At 68.1% G+C, this 17893-nt stretch carries 17 protein-coding genes; 2 read left to right on the top strand and 15 right to left on the bottom strand.

The genetic code is table 11. From position 1 onward, the window contains the following. Positions 1-14: 14 nt before the first annotated feature. A complete protein-coding gene (locus ACFYO1_RS10665) occupies positions 15-1142 on the bottom strand; it encodes a M24 family metallopeptidase (protein WP_387229200.1) in 1128 nt (375 codons plus the stop codon). Between the two features lie 924 nt (positions 1143-2066). On the opposite strand from ACFYO1_RS10665, the gene ACFYO1_RS10660 reads away from it, so the two are divergent. Then, a complete protein-coding gene (locus ACFYO1_RS10660; RefSeq protein WP_387229198.1) occupies positions 2067-3038 on the top strand; it encodes a 5'-3' exonuclease H3TH domain-containing protein in 972 nt (323 codons plus the stop codon). A gap of 434 nt (positions 3039-3472) precedes the next feature. On the opposite strand, the gene ACFYO1_RS10655 is transcribed toward ACFYO1_RS10660, so the two are convergent. The 7 genes from ACFYO1_RS10655 to ACFYO1_RS10625 all read right to left on the bottom strand — a co-directional run bounded on the left by ACFYO1_RS10655 (position 3473) and on the right by ACFYO1_RS10625 (position 11423). Next, the gene (locus ACFYO1_RS10655; protein ID WP_387229196.1) at positions 3473-4162 is read right to left on the bottom strand and encodes a DUF4333 domain-containing protein; all 690 of its coding nucleotides are present in this window, start codon (positions 4160-4162) and stop codon (positions 3473-3475) included. Between the two features lie 119 nt (positions 4163-4281). Continuing rightward, positions 4282-6984, bottom strand: a complete 2703-nt coding sequence (locus tag ACFYO1_RS10650; protein WP_387229194.1) for a DEAD/DEAH box helicase — start codon at positions 6982-6984, stop codon at positions 4282-4284. Between the two features lie 2 nt (positions 6985-6986). Beyond that, positions 6987-7940 (bottom strand): twin-arginine translocase subunit TatC, encoded by a 954-nt coding sequence (tatC, locus tag ACFYO1_RS10645; protein WP_387229192.1) that lies wholly within the window; start codon positions 7938-7940, stop codon positions 6987-6989. 115 nt (positions 7941-8055) lie between these two features. Then, positions 8056-8331 (bottom strand): Sec-independent protein translocase subunit TatA, encoded by a 276-nt coding sequence (gene tatA, locus ACFYO1_RS10640; RefSeq protein WP_387229190.1) that lies wholly within the window; start codon positions 8329-8331, stop codon positions 8056-8058. 103 nt (positions 8332-8434) lie between these two features. Then, positions 8435-9460 carry a 2-dehydropantoate 2-reductase gene (locus ACFYO1_RS10635; RefSeq protein WP_387229188.1) on the bottom strand — a complete coding sequence of 342 codons (1026 nt, stop codon included), beginning with the start codon at positions 9458-9460 and terminating at the stop codon, positions 8435-8437. Then, entirely contained in the window at positions 9457-10431 is a 975-nt protein-coding gene (locus tag ACFYO1_RS10630) for a helix-turn-helix transcriptional regulator (RefSeq protein ID WP_387229186.1), read from the bottom strand. The genes ACFYO1_RS10635 and ACFYO1_RS10630 overlap by 4 nt, the downstream gene beginning before the upstream one ends. Further along, positions 10428-11423 (bottom strand): helix-turn-helix transcriptional regulator, encoded by a 996-nt coding sequence (locus tag ACFYO1_RS10625; RefSeq protein ID WP_387229184.1) that lies wholly within the window; start codon positions 11421-11423, stop codon positions 10428-10430. Before ACFYO1_RS10625 ends, ACFYO1_RS10630 begins: the two co-directional genes overlap by 4 nt. 112 nt (positions 11424-11535) lie before the next feature. Here ACFYO1_RS10625 and ACFYO1_RS10620 point away from each other — a divergent pair, with 112 nt between their 5' ends. Then, complete coding sequence (locus ACFYO1_RS10620) at positions 11536-11832, top strand: MTH1187 family thiamine-binding protein (RefSeq protein WP_387229182.1); 297 nt, start codon at positions 11536-11538, stop codon at positions 11830-11832. A gap of 102 nt (positions 11833-11934) precedes the next feature. On the opposite strand, the gene ACFYO1_RS10615 is transcribed toward ACFYO1_RS10620, so the two are convergent. The 7 genes from ACFYO1_RS10615 to dop all read right to left on the bottom strand — a co-directional run bounded on the left by ACFYO1_RS10615 (position 11935) and on the right by dop (position 17808). Further along, complete coding sequence (locus ACFYO1_RS10615) at positions 11935-12312, bottom strand: nuclear transport factor 2 family protein (protein WP_387229179.1); 378 nt, start codon at positions 12310-12312, stop codon at positions 11935-11937. 130 nt (positions 12313-12442) lie between these two features. Beyond that, a complete protein-coding gene (locus tag ACFYO1_RS10610) occupies positions 12443-12595 on the bottom strand; it encodes a hypothetical protein (protein ID WP_387229177.1) in 153 nt (50 codons plus the stop codon). 47 nt (positions 12596-12642) lie between these two features. Further along, on the bottom strand, positions 12643-14001 hold the full coding sequence (pafA, locus tag ACFYO1_RS10605) for a Pup--protein ligase (RefSeq protein ID WP_186818252.1): 1359 nt from the start codon (positions 13999-14001) through the stop codon (positions 12643-12645). Positions 14002-14200: 199 nt separating this feature from the next. Then, the gene (gene prcA / locus ACFYO1_RS10600; protein WP_387229175.1) at positions 14201-14974 is read right to left on the bottom strand and encodes a proteasome subunit alpha; all 774 of its coding nucleotides are present in this window, start codon (positions 14972-14974) and stop codon (positions 14201-14203) included. Continuing rightward, a complete protein-coding gene (prcB, locus tag ACFYO1_RS10595) occupies positions 14971-15762 on the bottom strand; it encodes a proteasome subunit beta (protein WP_387229173.1) in 792 nt (263 codons plus the stop codon). The genes prcA and prcB overlap by 4 nt, the downstream gene beginning before the upstream one ends. Before the next feature lie 65 nt (positions 15763-15827). Then, entirely contained in the window at positions 15828-16022 is a 195-nt protein-coding gene (locus ACFYO1_RS10590) for a ubiquitin-like protein Pup (RefSeq protein WP_150404595.1), read from the bottom strand. A gap of 286 nt (positions 16023-16308) precedes the next feature. Continuing rightward, positions 16309-17808, bottom strand: coding sequence for a depupylase/deamidase Dop (dop, locus tag ACFYO1_RS10585; protein ID WP_387229170.1), 1500 nt, complete (start codon positions 17806-17808; stop codon positions 16309-16311). Positions 17809-17893: the final 85 nt, after the last annotated feature.

Genomic DNA, 17893 nt, shown 5'->3' with positions numbered 1-17893 from the left:
CGTTCCGGGTTCGGCTACAGAACGGTCAGACCATGCGGGCGCTGGTTCATGGACTCACATCCGTCCTCGGTGACCACGACGATGTCTTCGATGCGGGCGCCCCAGTCGCCGCGGAAGTAGATGCCGGGTTCGATGCTGAACGCCATCCCCTCTTGCAGCACGAGGTCGTTGCCTTCGACGATGTAGGGCTCCTCGTGCACCGACAGGCCGATGCCGTGCCCGGTGCGGTGCACGAACGCCTCGCCTAAACCGGCCTCCTTCAACACATTTCGAGCGGCGGCATCGACGAACTCGGCGGTGGCGCCGGGACGGACCGCCGCCACCGACGCGGCCTGCGCCTGCTCCAGCACGGCGAAGCGGGCGGCACGCTTCGGGTCGGGCTCGCCGAGGGCGTAGGTGCGGGTCGAGTCGGAGTAGTAGCCGGGGTCGACCGGGCCGCCGATGTCGATGACGACGATATCGCCGGATTCGATCCGTCGCTCGGAGTCGTGGTGGTGCGGGTCGGCACCGTGCGGGCCGCTGCCGACGATGACGAACGCGGCCTCGGTGTGGCCCTCCTCGACGATGGCGGCCGCGATGTCCGCGCCGACCTCGGCCTCGGTCCGACCGACCTGGAGGAACTCGCCCATCCGCGCGTGCACTCGGTCGATGGCGGCGCCCGCCCGGCGCAGCGCGTCGATCTCCGCGGCGTCCTTGATCATGCGCAGCTCGCGCAGCACGGGGGTGGCGGAGGCGGGCAGGCCGGTGAACGACTCGGCCAGCGGGATCAGGTGCAGGGCGGGCATCGCGTCGGCGACGGCCACTCGCGAACCGACGTGCAGCGCGGACTTCACCACGCCGTACGGATCGACGCCGTCGACCCAGTCCAGGACCTGCAGGCCGAGTTCACCGGCCGCGGAACCCGCCAGCGAGGCCAGTTCCAGCTTCGGGATGACGACCGACGGCGTCGCACCGTCGGCGGGGATAACCAGGCAGGTCAGGCGTTCGAAGGACTCGGCGGCGGACCCGATCAGATAGCGCAGATCCGGGCCCGGAGTGATCAACAGGGCGTCCAGATGGGCGGCCCGCATCAGCTGCACCGCCCGCTCCAACCGCTCCCCGTAAATGTCCGCCGCGAACCTGGAATCCGTATGCGAGCTCATTCGTCCGACGTTACCTGTCCGAACCGCCCCGACGAACCCGAGTGCCCCCACTCCCCTCCCCGAATCCGCCCCGTCGTCGCACCCAGCGGCACCCCCGCTGAACCGCACCGACTCCCGGCCCCCACACCCCGGCACCGCACGCACACCATCTCACCGATCGACGCCAACTTCACTCCGCGCGGCCACACACAACCACGACTCTCTGCCCCGCATCTTTGGCACTGAGCCCGCAGCAGCTCACACATCGACACCAACTTCACGCACCGCTGCCAGGCCCACTGCGCCGACTCCCGCCCCACACACCCAGCACCGAACCCGCACTACCTCAACGATCGACACGAATTTCGCCCCGCGCTTCCACACACAAACGCGCCGACTCCCGGGGACGCCCCCGGTTGATTCCTGATCTGTAAGGACTTCGTCCTCGCTGAAAGCGATGTACACAATGCCGAAGCCGTATCCGGTGGAATTCCGCCGCGATGTTGTCGCGATCGCCCGTAGGGGCCATACGCCGATCAAGCAGGTCGCGAAGGATTTCGGGATCGCCTAAGTGTGCTTGCACAACTGGCTCAACCAGGCCGATATCGAGGACGGATACAAACCCGGTATGACACGGGAAGAGTCCGCGCAGCTGCGTGAACGCACCAAGCAGCTGGAACAGGGAACGAGATCCTGCGCCGGGCCCCAACTGGCGTCGAGCCCATATCAACCCGCACTTCGACACCAACTTCACTCCACGCGGCCACGCACAACCGCGCCGACAGCCGGTTCCACAGATCTGGCGTCGGGGGCGCGACGACTCACCGATGGACACCACCTTCGGTCGGCGCGTGACACCGGTGGCCGAGGGCTGCGTGCGCTACGGCTCGCACGCCTCGGGCAGATCGGCCGGGGTTTGTCGGGGGCTGGAGGTAGCCTCAGCGCGTGACTTCTGCTGCGACTTCCGGTGGACCGCTGTTGCTCCTCGACGGGGCGAGTCTGTGGTTCCGTGCCTTCCACGCGATCCCCGAGAAGATCACCGCGCCGGACGGGCGATCGGTCAACGCGCTGCGCGGGTTCACCGACATGGTCGCGTCGCTGATCGCCAAGCATTCGCCGAGCAGGCTGGTCGTGTGCCTGGATCTGAACTGGCGGCCGGATTTCCGGGTCGAACTGGTGCCGTCGTACAAGGCGCATCGGCTCGATACCTCACCCGACGCCGGGCCGGGCGCCGAGACGGTGCCGGACACGCTGACCCCGCAGGTGGACATGATCCTCGAGGTGCTCGAGGCAGCCGGGATCGCGACCGGCGGCGCCGACGGGCTGGAGGCCGACGACGTGCTCGGCACGCTCGCCACCCGCGAGACCTCCGACGAGGTGGTGGTCGTCAGCGGCGACCGCGACCTGCTGCAACTCGTCCGCGACACGCCCGGTCCGCCGGTGCGGGTGCTCTATGCCGGACGCGGACTGGCCAAGGCCGAGTTGTTCGGCCCGGCCGAGGTGTCCGCCAAATACGGTGTGCCGCTGGAGAATGCGGGCCGCGCCTACGCCGACCTCGCCACCCTGCGCGGCGACGCCTCGGACGGCCTGCCCGGTGTCGCGGGCATCGGCGAGAAGTCCGCGTCGCTGCTGATCACCCGATTCGGTTCCCTGGAAGCGTTAGTCGCCGCCGTCGAAGACCCCGACGCCGACCTCGCCCAGGGCATTCGCGCCAAACTCCGTGCGGCAGAAGAGTATTTGAAGGCCGCCGCCCCGGTCGTCCGCGTAGTCTGCGACGCCGACGTAAAACTCTCGCGTTCCGACACCCTCCCCACCACCCCCGTGGACGAAAACCGCCTCCGCGAACTGGCCACCGCCTACAACGCGGAAAGCCCCATCACCCGCCTCATCAAGGCCCTGACCACCCGCACCCCTTAACCCCTCGCGCATTTCCGCTCCCCGCACCCGGACTGCCAGCAATTCCATGCGCAGCAACACAATTCGTGCCCCGCGGCGCGCGGCTCGGCAGTGCGTGCGCCCATCAACGCGTGCGCTCTGCGCACCACAGCCGCACTCCCTCGGGATCCGCACTCGGAATAGGGCCCGGAACGCCACCCGCACTACTGCTGATTTCCCGCACCGAGAATCGCATGCGAATTTCGGTGCGGGAAAATAGAAGTGGTGCGGCTGCGTCGCTGCGGCTGCATACGCGCCAGGTCGGTGGGCGGCTCGACATGGAGGGCGGGCGGCTTGCGTGAATCCCAAGTTTCAGCGCGGATCTCGAGTCAAAGTGCGGACCCGGATTTGGCCGGGAAAGGGAACGGTCGGCCCACCGTGGTGGGCCGACCGGGGGGTTCGAGCGGGGGCTGAGGCTAGTTCGGGCGGCCGACCTCGTAGGTGCCGTCGTCGCGGGTGATCTTGATGGTCACCTTTTTGGCTTCGCCGCTGACCTTGAGGTTGCAGTCGAAGGTGGCGTCGACCTTGACCTCCTGGCCGGACGGGCAGGAGACGTCGCTGACGTCCTGGATGCCGTAGGAGTCGGTGAGGACCTTCTTGACGCCGTCCTGGACGGCCGACTGGTCCAGCTTGTCCTTGGAGGTCAGCAGGAGCACAAGGGCGAGGATGGCGCCGATGACCACGAGGGCGAGCACGGCCAGGCCGATGAGCAGGCCCTTTCCTTTGCCGCCGGACTGCGGCGGCTGCTGCTGCCCGCCCCACTGCGGCTGCTGACCCCACTGCGGCTGCTGACCCTGCTGCCAATCCTGCGGCTGCTGGGCCTGACCCCACTGCGGCTGGCTCGGCTGGCTGGGCTGCTGACCCCACTGCGGCGCGGGCTGCTGCCCCCACTGCGGCTGAGCCGGCTGCTGCGGCTGACCACCCCACGGCTGCTGCGGTGGCTGCTGGTCACCGCCACCCCACTGCTGGGTCGGCTGCGCCGACGCCGGGGACTGCGGTTGACCACCCCACTGAGGGGTCCCGCCGGGTGCCTGCTGTCCACCCCACTGCTGGGTGGGATCGTTGCGTCCCTCCCCGGGTTCGCTGGGTCCAAACGGGCCGCTCATCTGGTTGCCTCCACTCGCATCGTTGTACACACGGTAGCCCCCCGCGTGGGAACGGTCCGATAACTCAAGCCCTCCACCACGGTCGGTACGCGAAAGAAATCAAATCACAATCGAATCCGCTACGCGGCGTCCACCGCGACGACACCCCGCCGGATCGCGCGCACCGCCTTCGCGGCGGTCGACGCGACCTCCGGATCGTCGGCACTGCCGTGGATCTGATCGAGCAGGTCGATCACCTGCCTGCACCAGCGCACGAAATCGCCCGCGGACAGCGGCGCGGCCTGGTCGCCACTGGCGAGCAACGACTCGGCCAACCCGTCGCCGCGCGCCCACTTGTGCACCCCGGTGACGAAGCCGAGGTCCGGTTCCCTGGTCGGCGGCAGCTTGTGCCGCGACTCGTCGGCGCGCAGCTCGCTCCACGCCCGGATGGTCTCGCCGATGGCCCGCCGGATCGGTTCGGTCGGACCGGTGACACCGAGATAGCCACCGTCCTGGCGGGATTCGAACACGAGAATGGAGACGACACCGGCCAATTCGGCCGGACCCAGCCCGCGCCACAGTCCCTGGCGCAGGCATTCGGCGACCAGCAGGTCGCTCTCGGAGTAGATCCGCGCGAGCCTGCGGCCGTCGGCGGTCACCTCGGACTCGTGCACGAACCCGCGCTCCTCCAGCAGCCCGACGATCCGATCGAAGGTGCGAGCCAGCGAGTTCGTGGTCGCGGCAACCTTCTGGCGCATGGTCTCGGTTTCCCGCTCCAGCCGGTTGTAGCGCTCGCCGATGCGCGACATCTGCTCCCGATCCGGGCGGGTGTGCGCCGGATGCGAGCGCAGGCTGCGCCGCAGGGTGGACAATTCCCGATCGTCGGCCGCGGAGGCGCGCTTGCCCCGGCGCGGGCGGCCGGGCGCGGAAATTCCGGTGCTGCGCAAGGCCGAAGCCAGATCGCGACGGGCCTGGGCGGTCCGGTGATCGACCCGGCGCGGCAACCGCATGTGCCCCAGCGTCTCCGCGGGCACCGGGAAGTCCGCCACCGAAACCCGGCCGGCCCACTTGTCCTCGGTGAGCACCAGCGGCCGCGGATCTCCCGGCGTCGCATCGGGTTCCAGGATGACCGCGAGCCCGGCGCGGCGCCCGGACGGGATGGCTACCACGTCACCGCGGCGCAACGCGGTGAGCGCGGCGACCGCCACCCCGCGCCGGTCCGAGCGGCCCTGCTGCTCGATCTGCCGTTCCCGCTGCTTGATCCGCTCGCGCAGCGAAATGTATTCCAGGAAGCCACCTTCGGCACCGCCGAGCTGACTGCGCAGCTTGCGCAGCTGGGCCTCGTTGCGTTCGATGCCGCGCACCAGCCCGACCACCGAGCGATCGGCCTGGAACTGCGCGAACGAACGCTCCAGCAGCGCCCGGGATTCGCTCGCACCCATCCGATCGATCAGGTTGATCGACATGTTGTAGCCCGGCTTGAACGAACTGCGCAGCGGATAGGTCCGGGTGGAGGCCAGGCCGGCGACCGCGCTGGTGTCGACCTCGGGCTGCCACAGCACCACCGCGTGCCCCTCGACGTCGATGCCGCGACGTCCGGCCCGACCGGTCAGCTGCGTGTACTCGCCGGGCGTGAGTTCGGCATGCGACTCGCCGTTGTACTTGACCAGCCGCTCCAGCACGACGGTCCGCGCGGGCATGTTGATGCCGAGAGCCAGTGTCTCCGTGGCGAATACGGCCCGCACCAGACCCTTGACGAACAGTTCCTCGACGGTGTGCCGGAACGCGGGCAGCATCCCCGCGTGGTGCGCGGCCAGTCCGCGATCCACCGCCTCGCGCCACTCCCAGAAGCCGAGTACCTCCAGATCCGCCTTCGGCAGATCACCGGTGTGCTTCTCGATGATCGCGTCGATCTCCTCGCGGTCGCCGTCCCGGCTCAGATCCAGCCGCGCGCGCAGGCACTGGGCCAGCGCGCCGTCGCACCCCGCGCGACTGAAGATGAAGGTGATCGCGGGCAGCAGCCCCTCTTCGTCCAGCTTGGCCAGCACCTCGGGCCGGGGCAGCGGCCGGAAGTCGCGCCGCGGTCCCCCGCGCCCGTGCCGCGGCCGGTCCCAGCTGTTCGCCCGGTCGGCCGCCTCCCGCTGCCGGATGAACCGCACGAGATCCTCGTCGACCACCACCTTCTGGTCGGTGGAATCGGTGTCGAACAGGTCGAACATCCGCCGCCCGACCATCACGTGCTGCCACAGCGGCACCGGCCGGGTCTCGTCCACCACCACGGCGGTGTCGCCGCGCACGGTTTCCATCCAGGCGCCGAACTCCTCGGCATTGCTGACCGTGGCCGACAGGCTGACCAGCTTCACGTCCGGCGGCAGGTGCAGGATCACTTCCTCCCACACCGCGCCGCGGAACCGGTCGGCGAGGTAGTGCACCTCGTCCATCACCACGAACGACAGCCCGCGCAACGCGTCCGACGACGCGTACAGCATGTTCCGCAACACCTCGGTGGTCATCACGACCACCGGCGCATTCGGATTGATCGACTGGTCGCCGGTGAGCAGGCCGACGCTGTCGCGCCCGTAGCGCTCGGTCAGGTCGGCGAACTTCTGGTTCGACAACGCCTTGATCGGCGTGGTGTAGAAGCATTTGCCGCCCGCGGCCAGCGCCAGGTGCACGGCGAACTCGCCGACGACGGTTTTACCGGCTCCGGTCGGCGCGCATACCAGGACGCTGTGTCCTTCTTCGAGTGCCGTACAGGCGGTGCGCTGGAAGGGATCCAGGCTGAACTTCAGCTCGGTGGAAAACTTCGCAAGCTCGCCCGTATGCGACCGGTGATGTGTCACCGTCAGAGGGTATCGGAGTAGTCCGACATCGAGCGCCCGGTTTTATCCGGGGGCGTCACCAGCGAGTCGGCGGGGTCGATCGGGCTGGGACCGGTGATCGAGGACGCTTCTTCGTCGGACAGCGCGGCCAGGTCTTCGGCTTCCTTGCGTGCCCGGCGGATGTCGTTGATCCGGGAGAATTGGATCGCGACCTCGAACAGCACGGTCAGCGCCAACGCCAACGCCAGCATGGAGAACGGGTCCTGCGGGGTGACGATGGCCGCGAACACGAACAGCCCGAAGGTGATTCCGCGCCGCCACGCCTTGAGCCGCTTGTAGGTCAGCACCCCGATCAGGTTCAATCCGATGATCAGCAGCGGGGTTTCGAAGCTGACGCCGAAGATGACCAGCAGCTGGATGATGAAGCCGAAGTACTGCGAACCGCTCAGCGCGGTGATCTGGACATTGTTGCCGATCGAGAGCAGGAAGCTCAAGGCATGGGCGACAACGACATACGCGAGCGCGGCGCCGGTGGCGAACAGCACCGTCCCGGTCGAGACGAAGCCGATCGCGTACTTGCGCTCCTTCGCGTACAGGCCCGGGGTGATGAACGCCCACAGCTGGTACAGCCAGACCGGCGCGGCGAGCACGATGCCCGCGGTCATGCCGACCTTCAACCGCAGGGTGAACTGCTCGAACGGAGCGGTGGCCAGCAGCTTGCAGGTGCCGTCCGGGCTGATCGCGGCGCGCGCGGAGTCCGGCAGCGAGCAGTAGGGTCCGCGCAGGATGTCGCCGAGGCTCTCGATGCCGAGGAACCCGTACTCGTACCAGATGAACCCCAGCACGGTGGTGACGATGACCGCCGCGATCGAGACCAGCAACCGGTAGCGCAGTTCCTGCAGATGCTCGACCAACGACATGGTGCCGTCGGGGTTGGTCCGGCGCTTGCTCTGCCGGGGATCGAACGGGATTCGCATGGCTGGTGATTGCCCCTGGGTCGGAAGCTCGGCAACTGAACGCGCTGGCGGGCGCACGAGGCGACCGCATTACTACCGGAGTGAGAATCTACTCACCCCGGGACGAGCATTGCGCTCAGAGCGTCTTCGGCTCGGCCTGCGGCTGGGGCTGCTGGGCGACCGACGGGGTCACCGGCTGCGCGGCAGGCAGTTGCTGCGCGGGCTGCTGCACCGGAGCGGCCGGCGCGTGGTCGGACTCCTTGCCCTCGTTCTGCATCTGACTGACCTCGCTCTTGAAGATGCGCAGCGATCGGCCCAGGCTGCGGGCCGCGTCGGGCATCCGCTTGGCACCGAAGAACATCACGAAAACGACCGCAATGATCAGCCAGTGCCAGATGCTCAGACTGCCCATGATTATTACCTCCCAAGACTGGTGATGGTTCTGATGCTACCGGAGGGTGACGTGCGCGAACGCACCCTCCGGCCGGGCGTTCGGCCGCGTGGTGACGACTCTCTCAACGGACGCTCGCGTGCGCGGCCCGCAGTTGTTCGTACAGTTCGGCCCCGGTCCAGGTCCGCCGGTCGCCCTGCTCGGCCGCGACGATCAGTTCGATCAGCCGCTGGTTCACCGGGGTGGGCAATCCGACCATCGTCCCCAGACCGATGATTTCCCCACAGAGCCAAGAGATTTCGGTCTTGCGGCCGAGTTCGAGGTCATCGGCCATGGACGAGCGGGCCATCGGGTCGACGGCCAGCACGCGGCCGAAGACGCGCCGGAACACGCCGTCCGGCACGGTCAGCAGCCTGGCCATCGCGGCGGGCGGCAGCGGAGTCAGGCGGGCGGGGGTGATGCGCGCTTTGTGCATCACCGCGAGCGCTTCGCGCTGGGTCAGCGCCAGGCAGCGGCGATAGTTACGGTCGGCGAGTTCCTCGCGTAGCGGCCGCCCGGACAGCGCGTTGATCGGGTTGTTCAGGTTCAGCAGCAGCTTCGCCCACTGCACGGGCCGCAGGTCGGGGTAGCGGCGCAGGGCGAGGCCGGCCTGCTCGAAGATCCCGAGGAACGGGGTGAGTCCCGGATCGTCCTGCACGGCGAGCACGCCCTGGGTGCCGCGATGGAATCGGCCGCCCGGGTGGTGCACCACGTTGAACATGACCATGCCGGCCAGCACCACGCAGTTGGGCAGGATCTCCCGGATGACGGTGTCGTTGCCGATGCCGTTCTGCAGGCTCAGCACCACCGTGCCGGGCCGGATCTTGCCGGTGAGCTCGCGCACCGCGTCCGCGGTCGCCGCCGATTTCACCGCGACCAGGACCAGGTCGGCCGAGCCGACATCATTCGGTTCGGTGGCGACGTGGAAGCGATCGGTGGGCAGCGAATCGTCGCCGCCGTCGAGGTCGGTGAGCCGGAGGCCGGACGCGGAGATCTCGTCGAGCATCCGCGGCCGGCCGACGAAGGTCACGTCGGCGCCCGCCACGGCCAGTTTGCCGCCGACGAACAGGCCGATGCTGCCCGCGCCGACCACCATCACCCGACTCTTCACCCGGCCTCCTCGAATCCGGCCGCTGCGTAGGCGGCCAGTGCGGCGTTCGAGCGTTCGCGCACCGCGGCGACCAGGTCCGGTGGGCCGAGCACGGTGACGCCCGCGCCGAAACCGAGCAGCAGGCGCGCCATCCAGTCCAGGGTGGCGAACCGCATGGTCGCCTCCAGGCTGCCGTCGGCGTTCACCGCGACCCGGTGCATCGGGTACTGATCGAGAACCCAGGCGTAGTCGCCGTGAATGCGCAAGCGCGCCAACGGAACCGCGGGATCGTCCTGGAACAGGTCGAGGGCGGCGGATTCCTCGGTGGCGTGGCTCGGCGGCCTGGCCGGCTCGTCGAGTTCGGTGGCGGCCTCGATCCGGTCGAACCGGAACAGCCGCACGCCCTCGGCCTGCCTGCACCAGGCCTGCAGGTAACTCATGTTGTCCACCAGGACGATCCGGATCGGATCGACGACGCGTTCGGTGACGACGTCGCGGCTGGCCGAGTAGTAGACCAGGGCCAGCGCGCGCTGCCTGGCCAGCGCCGAACGCACCGTGGCGACGGCCGGAGCCTCCGGCGGCGGGATGCGGGCGTGGCCGGGTTCGGCGGCGGAACCGCCGACGATGGCCGATTCGATCTTCGCGATGGCGGCGTGCGCGGCGGTCGGGTCGACCATGCCCGGCATGTCCACGATCGAGCGCAGCGCCACCAGCAGCGCGGTCGCCTCGGTGGAGGTGAGGCGCAGGGGTCGGTCGATGCCCGCGGAGAAGGTGACCTCGATGCTCTCCTCGGAGAACGACAGGTCGATCAGGTCGCCGGGTCCGTAGCCGGGCAGGCCGCACATCCACAGCTGGTTCAGGTCGCTCATCAGCTGTTTGCTGGTCACGCCGAGATCGGCGGCGGCCTCGGCGGCGCTGATCCCCGGGTGTGCGATGAAGTACGGGATCATGTTCAGCAGGCGCGAAAGCCGAACGGAGAGCCGGGAGTTCACGCCGTGACCTCCGTGCGGTCGAAGACCGAGCGCAGCCGGGCGACGACATCGGTGCGCAGTTCTTCCGGGGCGAGCACGACCGCGTCCGGGCCGAGGCCGGTGATCAGGCGGGCGATCCAGTCACGTGAGCGGACCGGCAGTTCGACCACCGCGCCGGGCCGGCCGCCGATGGTGCGTTCGCCGGTGACCTGGCCGATCCGGCGCAGTTCGCGGCCGCGGCCGTCGGCCACCCAGACCGTGGCGGTGCCGCTGACCGGGGCCGAGCGGGTGACCTGATCGACGATCTTGCGCAGATCGATACCGTCCGGTTTGCTGACCGCGTTCTCCGGGCCGTAGGCGGTCACGTCGTCGCCGATCCGGGACAGGCGGAAGCTGCGGACGGCATCGCGGGCACGATCGTGTCCGACGAGGTACCAGCGGCCGTGCCGGGTCACCACGCCCCATGGCTCGACATCGCGCATCAGATAGGGGGCGTTGATCGCGCCGCGGTGTTCGAAGCGCACGGCCTGGCCGGCGTCGATCGCGGCGAGCAGCTTGCCGAGCACCGGTTCCGAGCCGCGGGTTCGCGCGGGGACCGCGGGCACCGAGGCGACGGCGGTGTCGGTCTCCACGTGGATTCCGGCGGCGCGCAGCTTGAGCAACGCGCCTTCCGCGGCGGCGGCCAGTTCCGGCGATTCCCACATCTGCACGGCCACCGCGACGGCGGCGGCCTCCTCGTCGCTCAGGTCGATCTCGGGCAGCTCGTAGGCGTCGCGGTTGATCCGGTAGCCCTCCACCGACGAGTACCGGCCCACCGGCCCGATCTCCAGGGGTATACCCAGGTCACGCAGCTCGTTCTTGTCTCGTTCGAACATTCGGCTGAACGCCTCGTCGCTGGCCGAATCCTCGTATCCCGCGACGCTGTCCCGGATCCGCTCCGCGGTCAGGAACTGCCGGGTCGACAGCAGCGCGATGACCAGATTCATCAGCCGCTCGACCTTGGATATCGCCACCCGATAGAGGGTAATCTGCCCGGCTGCGCGCGTGCGCGTCGGCGCGCGATTCACTCGATCACATGTGCGCCTGTACGCCATAACCACAGCTCTGGCGGGCAGTATTGATCTCATGATCATCGCCTTCTCCGTGACCCCACTCGGCACCGGCGTAGACGTCGGCCGCGCCGTCGCCGAGGCCGTCCGGGTAGTCCGCGCCAGCGGCCTGCCCAACCACACCGACGCCATGTTCACCACCCTCGAGGGCGAATGGGACGAGGTGATGTCCGTCGTCAAACAAGCCACCGACGCCGTCCTGGCCGCCGCACCCCGCTGCAGCCTCGTCCTCAAAGCCGACATCCGCCCCGGCGTCACCAACGGCATGACCTCGAAGGTCGAGACCGTCGAGCGCTACCTCGCCGAGGGCTAAGTCCGATCAGCCGCACACCGTCTGATTTCCCGCACAGCAACTCGCCGCCGTGACACGCGTGCGGATGTCAAAAGGTGTGCGGCGGGATACCCGCAGCCGGGCCTAGTCCGGAATCGGCGTCTGTTGATAGAGCGCCATTTTCCATTCGCCGCCTGCCCGCAGGTAGACGCTGGACATGATCCCGCGGAACGCGGGCGCCTCCGCCGCGCCGTAGGCGACGCCGGTGTAGACCAGGATCTTGCTGTCTACATCGGCGTCGACCACGCGCGGATCGAGGATCTCGTAAGTCCGCCACGGCGGTGAATCTTTGAGCGCGGCAACGACTTCGTCGCGCCCCAGCACCATCCCGTTGGCCAGCACCATCACCGCGTCCCCGGTCATCAACGATCCGTAGAAATCGGCCCCGGTCCCGTCACACAACGAGTCCCAGCCCTTACGTTCGACCTCGAGCAGCTCGTTCAAAAGCCCCGTATCTGCCATACCCCACGGTAGGCACAATCACGGAAGCCGCGCCGCCCGACACAACGGGACGCAGACCGACTGTGCCCACTCTGCGACGGCACGGTCGCTGCGTCGCATTCCGGATGCGCCGAACCGCTGTTCGCGCTCATCACGCACCACGAATATCCGCCCTGATATGCTCCGCCAGCCCGATCGCCCACTGTCGCAGGTAAGCCTGAAGCGACATACCTGCATCGGCCGCGCAACGACGCAGCGCTTCGACGTCTTCGTCCGGGACATCCCGAATCCAGATAGTTGCCATAGCACTACCCTATGAAGCGGCATCGGCTCCGCGAAGCGTTCCTTTACCTACATGGATGCGATCAGGCGGTCCACGCGTTCGTCCACCGAGCGGAACGGGTCCTTGCAGAGGACTGTGCGCTGGGCTTGGTCGTTGAGCTTGAGGTGGACCCAGTCGACGGTGAAGTCGCGGCCTGCTTCCTGGGCGGCGGTGATGAAGTCGCCGCGGAGTTTGGCCCTGGTGGTCTGGGGCGGGGTGTCGACGGCGGCGTCCACCGCCTCGTCCTCGGTGATGCGCTTGGCCAGGCCCTTGCGCTGGAGCAGGTCGAAGACGCCGCGACCGCGCTTGATGTCGTGGTAGGCGAGGTCGAGCTGGGCGATCTTCGGATCGGACAGCTCCATGCTGTAGCGGTCCTGGTAGCGCTGGAACAGCTTGCGCTTGATCACCCAGTCGATCTCGGTGTCGACCTTGGCGAAGTCCTGCGCCTCGACGGCGTCGAGGGTGCGGCCCCACAGATCGACGACCTGGTCGATCTGCGGATCGCGATCCCGGTTGCGCAGGTGCTCGACCGCGCGGGCGTAGTACTCGCGCTGGATGTCGAGGGCGCTGGCCTGCCGGCCGCCGGCCAGCCGCACCGGACGACGACCGGTCAGATCGTGACTTACCTCGCGAATGGCGCGAATCGGGTTGTCCAGGGCGAAGTCCCGGAACGAGACGCCCGCCTCGATCATCTCCAGCACCAGCGCCGCGGTGCCGACCTTGAGCATGGTGGTCGGCTCGGCCATGTTCGAGTCGCCGACGATCACGTGCAGGCGGCGGTATTTCTCCGCGTCCGCGTGCGGCTCGTCGCGGGTGTTGATGATCGGCCGCGAGCGCGTGGTCGCGGACGAGACACCCTCCCAGATGTGCTCGGCCCGCTGGGACAGGCAGAACGTGGCCGCCTTCGGCGTCTGCAGGATCTTGCCCGCGCCACAGATCAGCTGGCGCGTGACCAGGAACGGCAACAGCACGTCGGAGATCCGGGAGAACTCACCGGCGCGCACCACGAGGAAGTTCTCGTGGCAGCCGTAGGAGTTGCCCGCGGAGTCGGTGTTGTTCTTGAACAGGTAGATGTCGCCGCCGATGCCCTCCTCGGCGAGCCGCTGCTCGGCATCGATCAGCAACTCTTCGAGGACCCGCTCGCCCGCTCGGTCGTGGGTCACCAGTTGGTGCAGGCTGTCGCATTCGGCAGTCGCGTACTCCGGATGGGACCCGACATCGAGATAGAGCCGAGCACCGTTGCGGAGGAACACGTTCGAGCTGCGGCCCCAGGACACCACCCGGCGGAAAAGGTACCGGGCTACCTCGTCGGGGGACAGCCGACGGTGACCGTGGAAGGTGCATGTCACACCGAACTCGGTCTCGATCCCCATGATTCGTCGCTGCACACTATCGACATTACAGCCATGTCATGCGCTCGCGTGGGGCTGCGGACAACACGAACGCATACGTCTTCACAACGATTCGGCTCGGCCTACCGGCGCGAGTGGGCAGTATCACCCTCGATCCGGGCCCGCGATGAACACAGTTCGGGCCCGTGCACTGGTGCGACGCACCCGTGCACGGGCCCTGGCTTCGGTCCGGTGGCTACTCCGCTTCGGGAGTCTCCTCCGCCGGCGGTTCGGCCGCCTTGGCCTTGGTGGCCTTCTTCGCCGGACTCAGCAACTGCTCCAGCGCGGAGTTGGTGACCCGGCGGAACGCCCGCCGCGGCCGCGCCTGCTCCAGCGCCGCGACCTCGAGCGAGTTCACGTCGAGCACCCGCTTTTCCTTCTCCGCGCCTTCGGGCACGCCCGCCTGCAACGCCCCGACCGCGACCTTGATCGCGCCGGCCAGGTCGAGACCCGGCTTGTAGGACGCCTTCAGCGCCGTGACGATCGGCTCGGTCGTGCCGCCCATCACCACGTATTCGCGCTCGTCCACGATCGACCCGTCGAAGGTGATCCGGTACAGCACCGAGGTCGGCTGCTGGTCCGGGTAACCCACCTCCGCCACACAGATCTCCACCTCGTAGGGCTTGAGCTGATCGGTGAAGATCGAGCCGAGCACCTGAGCGTAGGCGTTGGCCAGTGCACGGCCGGTCACGTCGCGGCGGTCGTACTGGTACCCGCGAATGTCGGCCTGCAGGATTCCGCTGCGGCGCAGATTCTCGAACTCGTTGTACTTGCCGACCGCGGCGAAACCGACCCGGTCGTAGAGCTCACTCACCTTGTGCAGCGTCGCGGACGGGTTCTCCGCGACGAACAGCACACCCTTGTCGTACACCAGGACCACGACGCTGCGACCCCGACCGATGCCCTTGCGGGCGAGCTCGGTCTTGTCCCGCATGATCTGCTCTGCGGACGCGTAATAAGGCAGAGTCATGGGCGGGCACTCCCCTCTTCCGCCGCCGCACGATCGGCGACGATGCCGCGCGCGATCACCTCGAGGCGGTCCTCGGTCACCTCGACCGCACCTTCCTCATCGATCACGATCGCCGTCGGATAGATCCCGCGCATCAGATCGGGACCGCCCGTCGCGGTGTCGTCGTCGGCCGCGTCGAACAGCGCCTCCACGGCGATGCGCAACGCGCGCTCCTGATCAATTCCCTTGGCGTACAGCTTCTTCAGCGACCCCTTGGCGAAGACCGAACCCGATCCCACCGCGGCGTAACCGAACCGCTCCTCGCTGCGTCCACCCACCACGTCGTAGGACACGATGCGACCGACCTTGTCCGGATCGGTGGCATTCACGTCGTAACCGACCAACATCGGAACCACCGCCAGCCCCTGCAGGGCGGCGGGCAAGTTCTCGCGCACCATCTTCGACAGCTTGTTGGACTTGCCGTCGAAGGTCAGGGACACGCCCTCGAGCTTCTCGTAGTGCTCCAGCTCCACCGCGAAGATCCGCACCATCTCGACGGCCATGCCCGCGGTGCCGGCGATGCCGGCCGCGGAGTAGCTGTCGGTGATGTAGACCTTCTCGATGTCCCTGCTGGCCAACAGGTTTCCCTGGGTGGCCCGCCGGTCACCGGCGATGAGCACGCCACCGCGGTAGCTGATCGCGACGATGGTGGTGCCATGCGGCGCGATGTCCTTCGCATTCGAGGCGCTCATAGCCGCGCCGTCGATCTGTCCGAACCTGTTGCCGGGCAACATTTCCGGAGCGTGCATGCGAAGGTATTCGGAGAAGGACGAGAGGGCGTACCCCAGGTGGAGACGCGAGGGGTCACCTACTGTCACTGGCCGCCTTTCTGAACGTACGCACGGACGAAGTCTTCGGCGTTCTCCTCGAGCACATCATCGATCTCGTCGAGCAGGTCGTCGGTGTCCTCCGCCAGCTTTTCGCGGCGCTCCTGACCGGCGGCGTCCGCACCCTCCGGACCATCATCCTCGTCGCCGCCCCCGGCGCGCTTGGTCTGCTCTTGTGCCATGGCAGCCGACCTCCTCTGTCCTCATCATGACCGGAGCTCAATTCTGAGCACGGCCCCGGTCATGAGCAATGTCCGTGCTCGTTCCTCAACACTACTGTGTTAGTCGGCTGCGTGGCCGCAGCTTGCCCGCGGCCGCCGTATGTCTCGCGTCCGGGCTGTCGAGACTGGCGACTTCGTCGCATGCGCTTCGACAGCCCGGACGCGAGACCGGCCGCGGGCGAGTCGCTCGCTGAACTCGCTCCGTTGTGGGCGGGTCCGGTCGACCGTCTCACCCGTTCTCCGTGACCTATGTTGTGAGCTGTTCCACAAGATCGGCGGCGGAGGTTACGCCGTCCAGCAGCTTGCCTACGTGCGCCTTTGTCCCGCGCCGCGGTTCCAGGGTGGGGATGCGGACCAGCGAATCGCCGCCCAGGTCGAAGATCACCGAATCCCAGCTCGCCGCGGCGATGTCGGCGCCGAAACGGCGCAGGCATTCGCCGCGGAAGTAGGCCCGGGTGTCGGTGGGCGGGTTGGTCATCGCGTCCAGCACCTGCTGCTCGGTGACGAGCCGTTTCATCGACCCGCGGGCCACCAGGCGGTTGTAGAGGCCCTTGTCCAGGCGCACGTCGGAGTACTGCAGGTCCATCAGGTGCAGCTTGGGCGCGGCCCAGCCCAGGCCCTCGCGCTGGCGCATGCCCTCGAGCAGGCGCAGCTTGGCCGGCCAGTCGAGCAGGCTCGCGCATTCCATCGGGTCGCGCTCGAGCAGATCGAGCACCATGGCCCAGTTCTCGATGATGTCCTGCACGCGCTTGTCGTCGTTGCCGGTGCGATCGACTAACTTGATCACCCGGTCCAGGTACATCCGCTGCAGCGCAAGGCCGGTCAGCTCGCGGCCGTCGGTGAGCGCGACGGTGGCGCGCAGCGTCGGGTCGTGGCTGATCGTGTGCACGGCGGTGACCGGGCGGGCCAGCTGGAATTCGGACAGGTCCTCGCCGGCCTCGATCAGGTCGAGCACCAGCGCGGTGGTGCCGACCTTGAGGTAGGTGGACATCTCGGCCAGGTTGGCGTCGCCGATGATGACGTGCAGCCTGCGGTACTTGTCCGCGTCGGCGTGCGGCTCGTCGCGGGTGTTGATGATGCCGCGCTTGAGCGTGGTCTCCAGGCCGACCTCGACCTCGATGTAGTCGGCGCGCTGGGACAGCTGGAAGCCGGCGTGATCGCCGGACTGCCCGATGCCGACCCGGCCGGAGCCGGTGATCACCTGACGCGAGACGAAGAACGGGGTGAGGCCGAGGATGATCTGGTTGAACGGGGTGTCGCGGCTCATCAGGTAGTTCTCGTGGGTGCCGTAGGAGGCGCCCTTGCCGTCGACGTTGTTCTTGTACAGCTGCAGGCGCGGTGCGCCGGGCACGCTCGACGCGTGCCGCGCGGCGGCCTCCATCACGCGCTCGCCCGCTTTGTCCCAGATGACCGCGTCCAGCGGATCGGTCACCTCGGGGGCGGAGTATTCGGGGTGGGCATGGTCGACGTAGAGCCGGGCGCCGTTGGTGAGGATCATGTTCGCCGCGCCGACCTCGTCGGCGTCGATCACCGGCGCGGGGCCGTTCATCCGGCTCAGGTCGAAGCCGCGCGCGTCGCGCAGCGGCGACTCCACCTCGTAGTCCCAGCGGGTGCGTTTCGCCCGCGGCACACCCTCCGCGGCGGCGTAGGCGAGCACGGCCTGGGTTGAGGTGAGGATCGGGTTGGCCGACGGCTCGGTTGGGGTCGAAATGCCGTACTCGACCTCGATTCCGATGATGCGCTGCATGGGTCGAGCCTAACGGGCATCGCCGGGCGAAGTCCGTGGGCTGCCCGCGCCGGGCCCGGTGTCGGCGCCGCGGGCACTGGTGGAG

It is taken from the genome of Nocardia sp. NPDC006044 (assembly GCF_042871115.1).
Taxonomy (GTDB): Bacteria; Actinomycetota; Actinomycetes; order Mycobacteriales; family Mycobacteriaceae; genus Nocardia.
The sequence above is the reverse complement of the archived record's forward strand: the minus strand, read 5'-3'. Positions and strand labels throughout refer to the sequence as shown.

Excerpts from the sequence above, each read along its gene's own strand:
- ACFYO1_RS10665 (WP_387229200.1), bottom strand. The coding sequence starts at position 1,142 with ATGAGCTCGCATACGGATTCCAGGTTCGCGGCGGACATTTACGGGGAG.
- ACFYO1_RS10655 (WP_387229196.1), bottom strand. The coding sequence starts at position 4,162 with ATGAGCGGCCCGTTTGGACCCAGCGAACCCGGGGAGGGACGCAACGAT.
- tatC (WP_387229192.1), bottom strand. The coding sequence starts at position 7,940 with ATGCGAATCCCGTTCGATCCCCGGCAGAGCAAGCGCCGGACCAACCCC.
- tatA (WP_387229190.1), bottom strand. The coding sequence starts at position 8,331 with ATGGGCAGTCTGAGCATCTGGCACTGGCTGATCATTGCGGTCGTTTTC.
- ACFYO1_RS10620 (WP_387229182.1), top strand. The coding sequence starts at position 11,536 with ATGATCATCGCCTTCTCCGTGACCCCACTCGGCACCGGCGTAGACGTC.
- ACFYO1_RS10615 (WP_387229179.1), bottom strand. The coding sequence starts at position 12,312 with ATGGCAGATACGGGGCTTTTGAACGAGCTGCTCGAGGTCGAACGTAAG.
- ACFYO1_RS10610 (WP_387229177.1), bottom strand. The coding sequence starts at position 12,595 with ATGGCAACTATCTGGATTCGGGATGTCCCGGACGAAGACGTCGAAGCG.
- prcA (WP_387229175.1), bottom strand. The coding sequence starts at position 14,974 with ATGACTCTGCCTTATTACGCGTCCGCAGAGCAGATCATGCGGGACAAG.
- prcB (WP_387229173.1), bottom strand. The coding sequence starts at position 15,762 with ATGCACGCTCCGGAAATGTTGCCCGGCAACAGGTTCGGACAGATCGAC.
- ACFYO1_RS10590 (WP_150404595.1), bottom strand. The coding sequence starts at position 16,022 with ATGGCACAAGAGCAGACCAAGCGCGCCGGGGGCGGCGACGAGGATGAT.
- dop (WP_387229170.1), bottom strand. The coding sequence starts at position 17,808 with ATGCAGCGCATCATCGGAATCGAGGTCGAGTACGGCATTTCGACCCCA.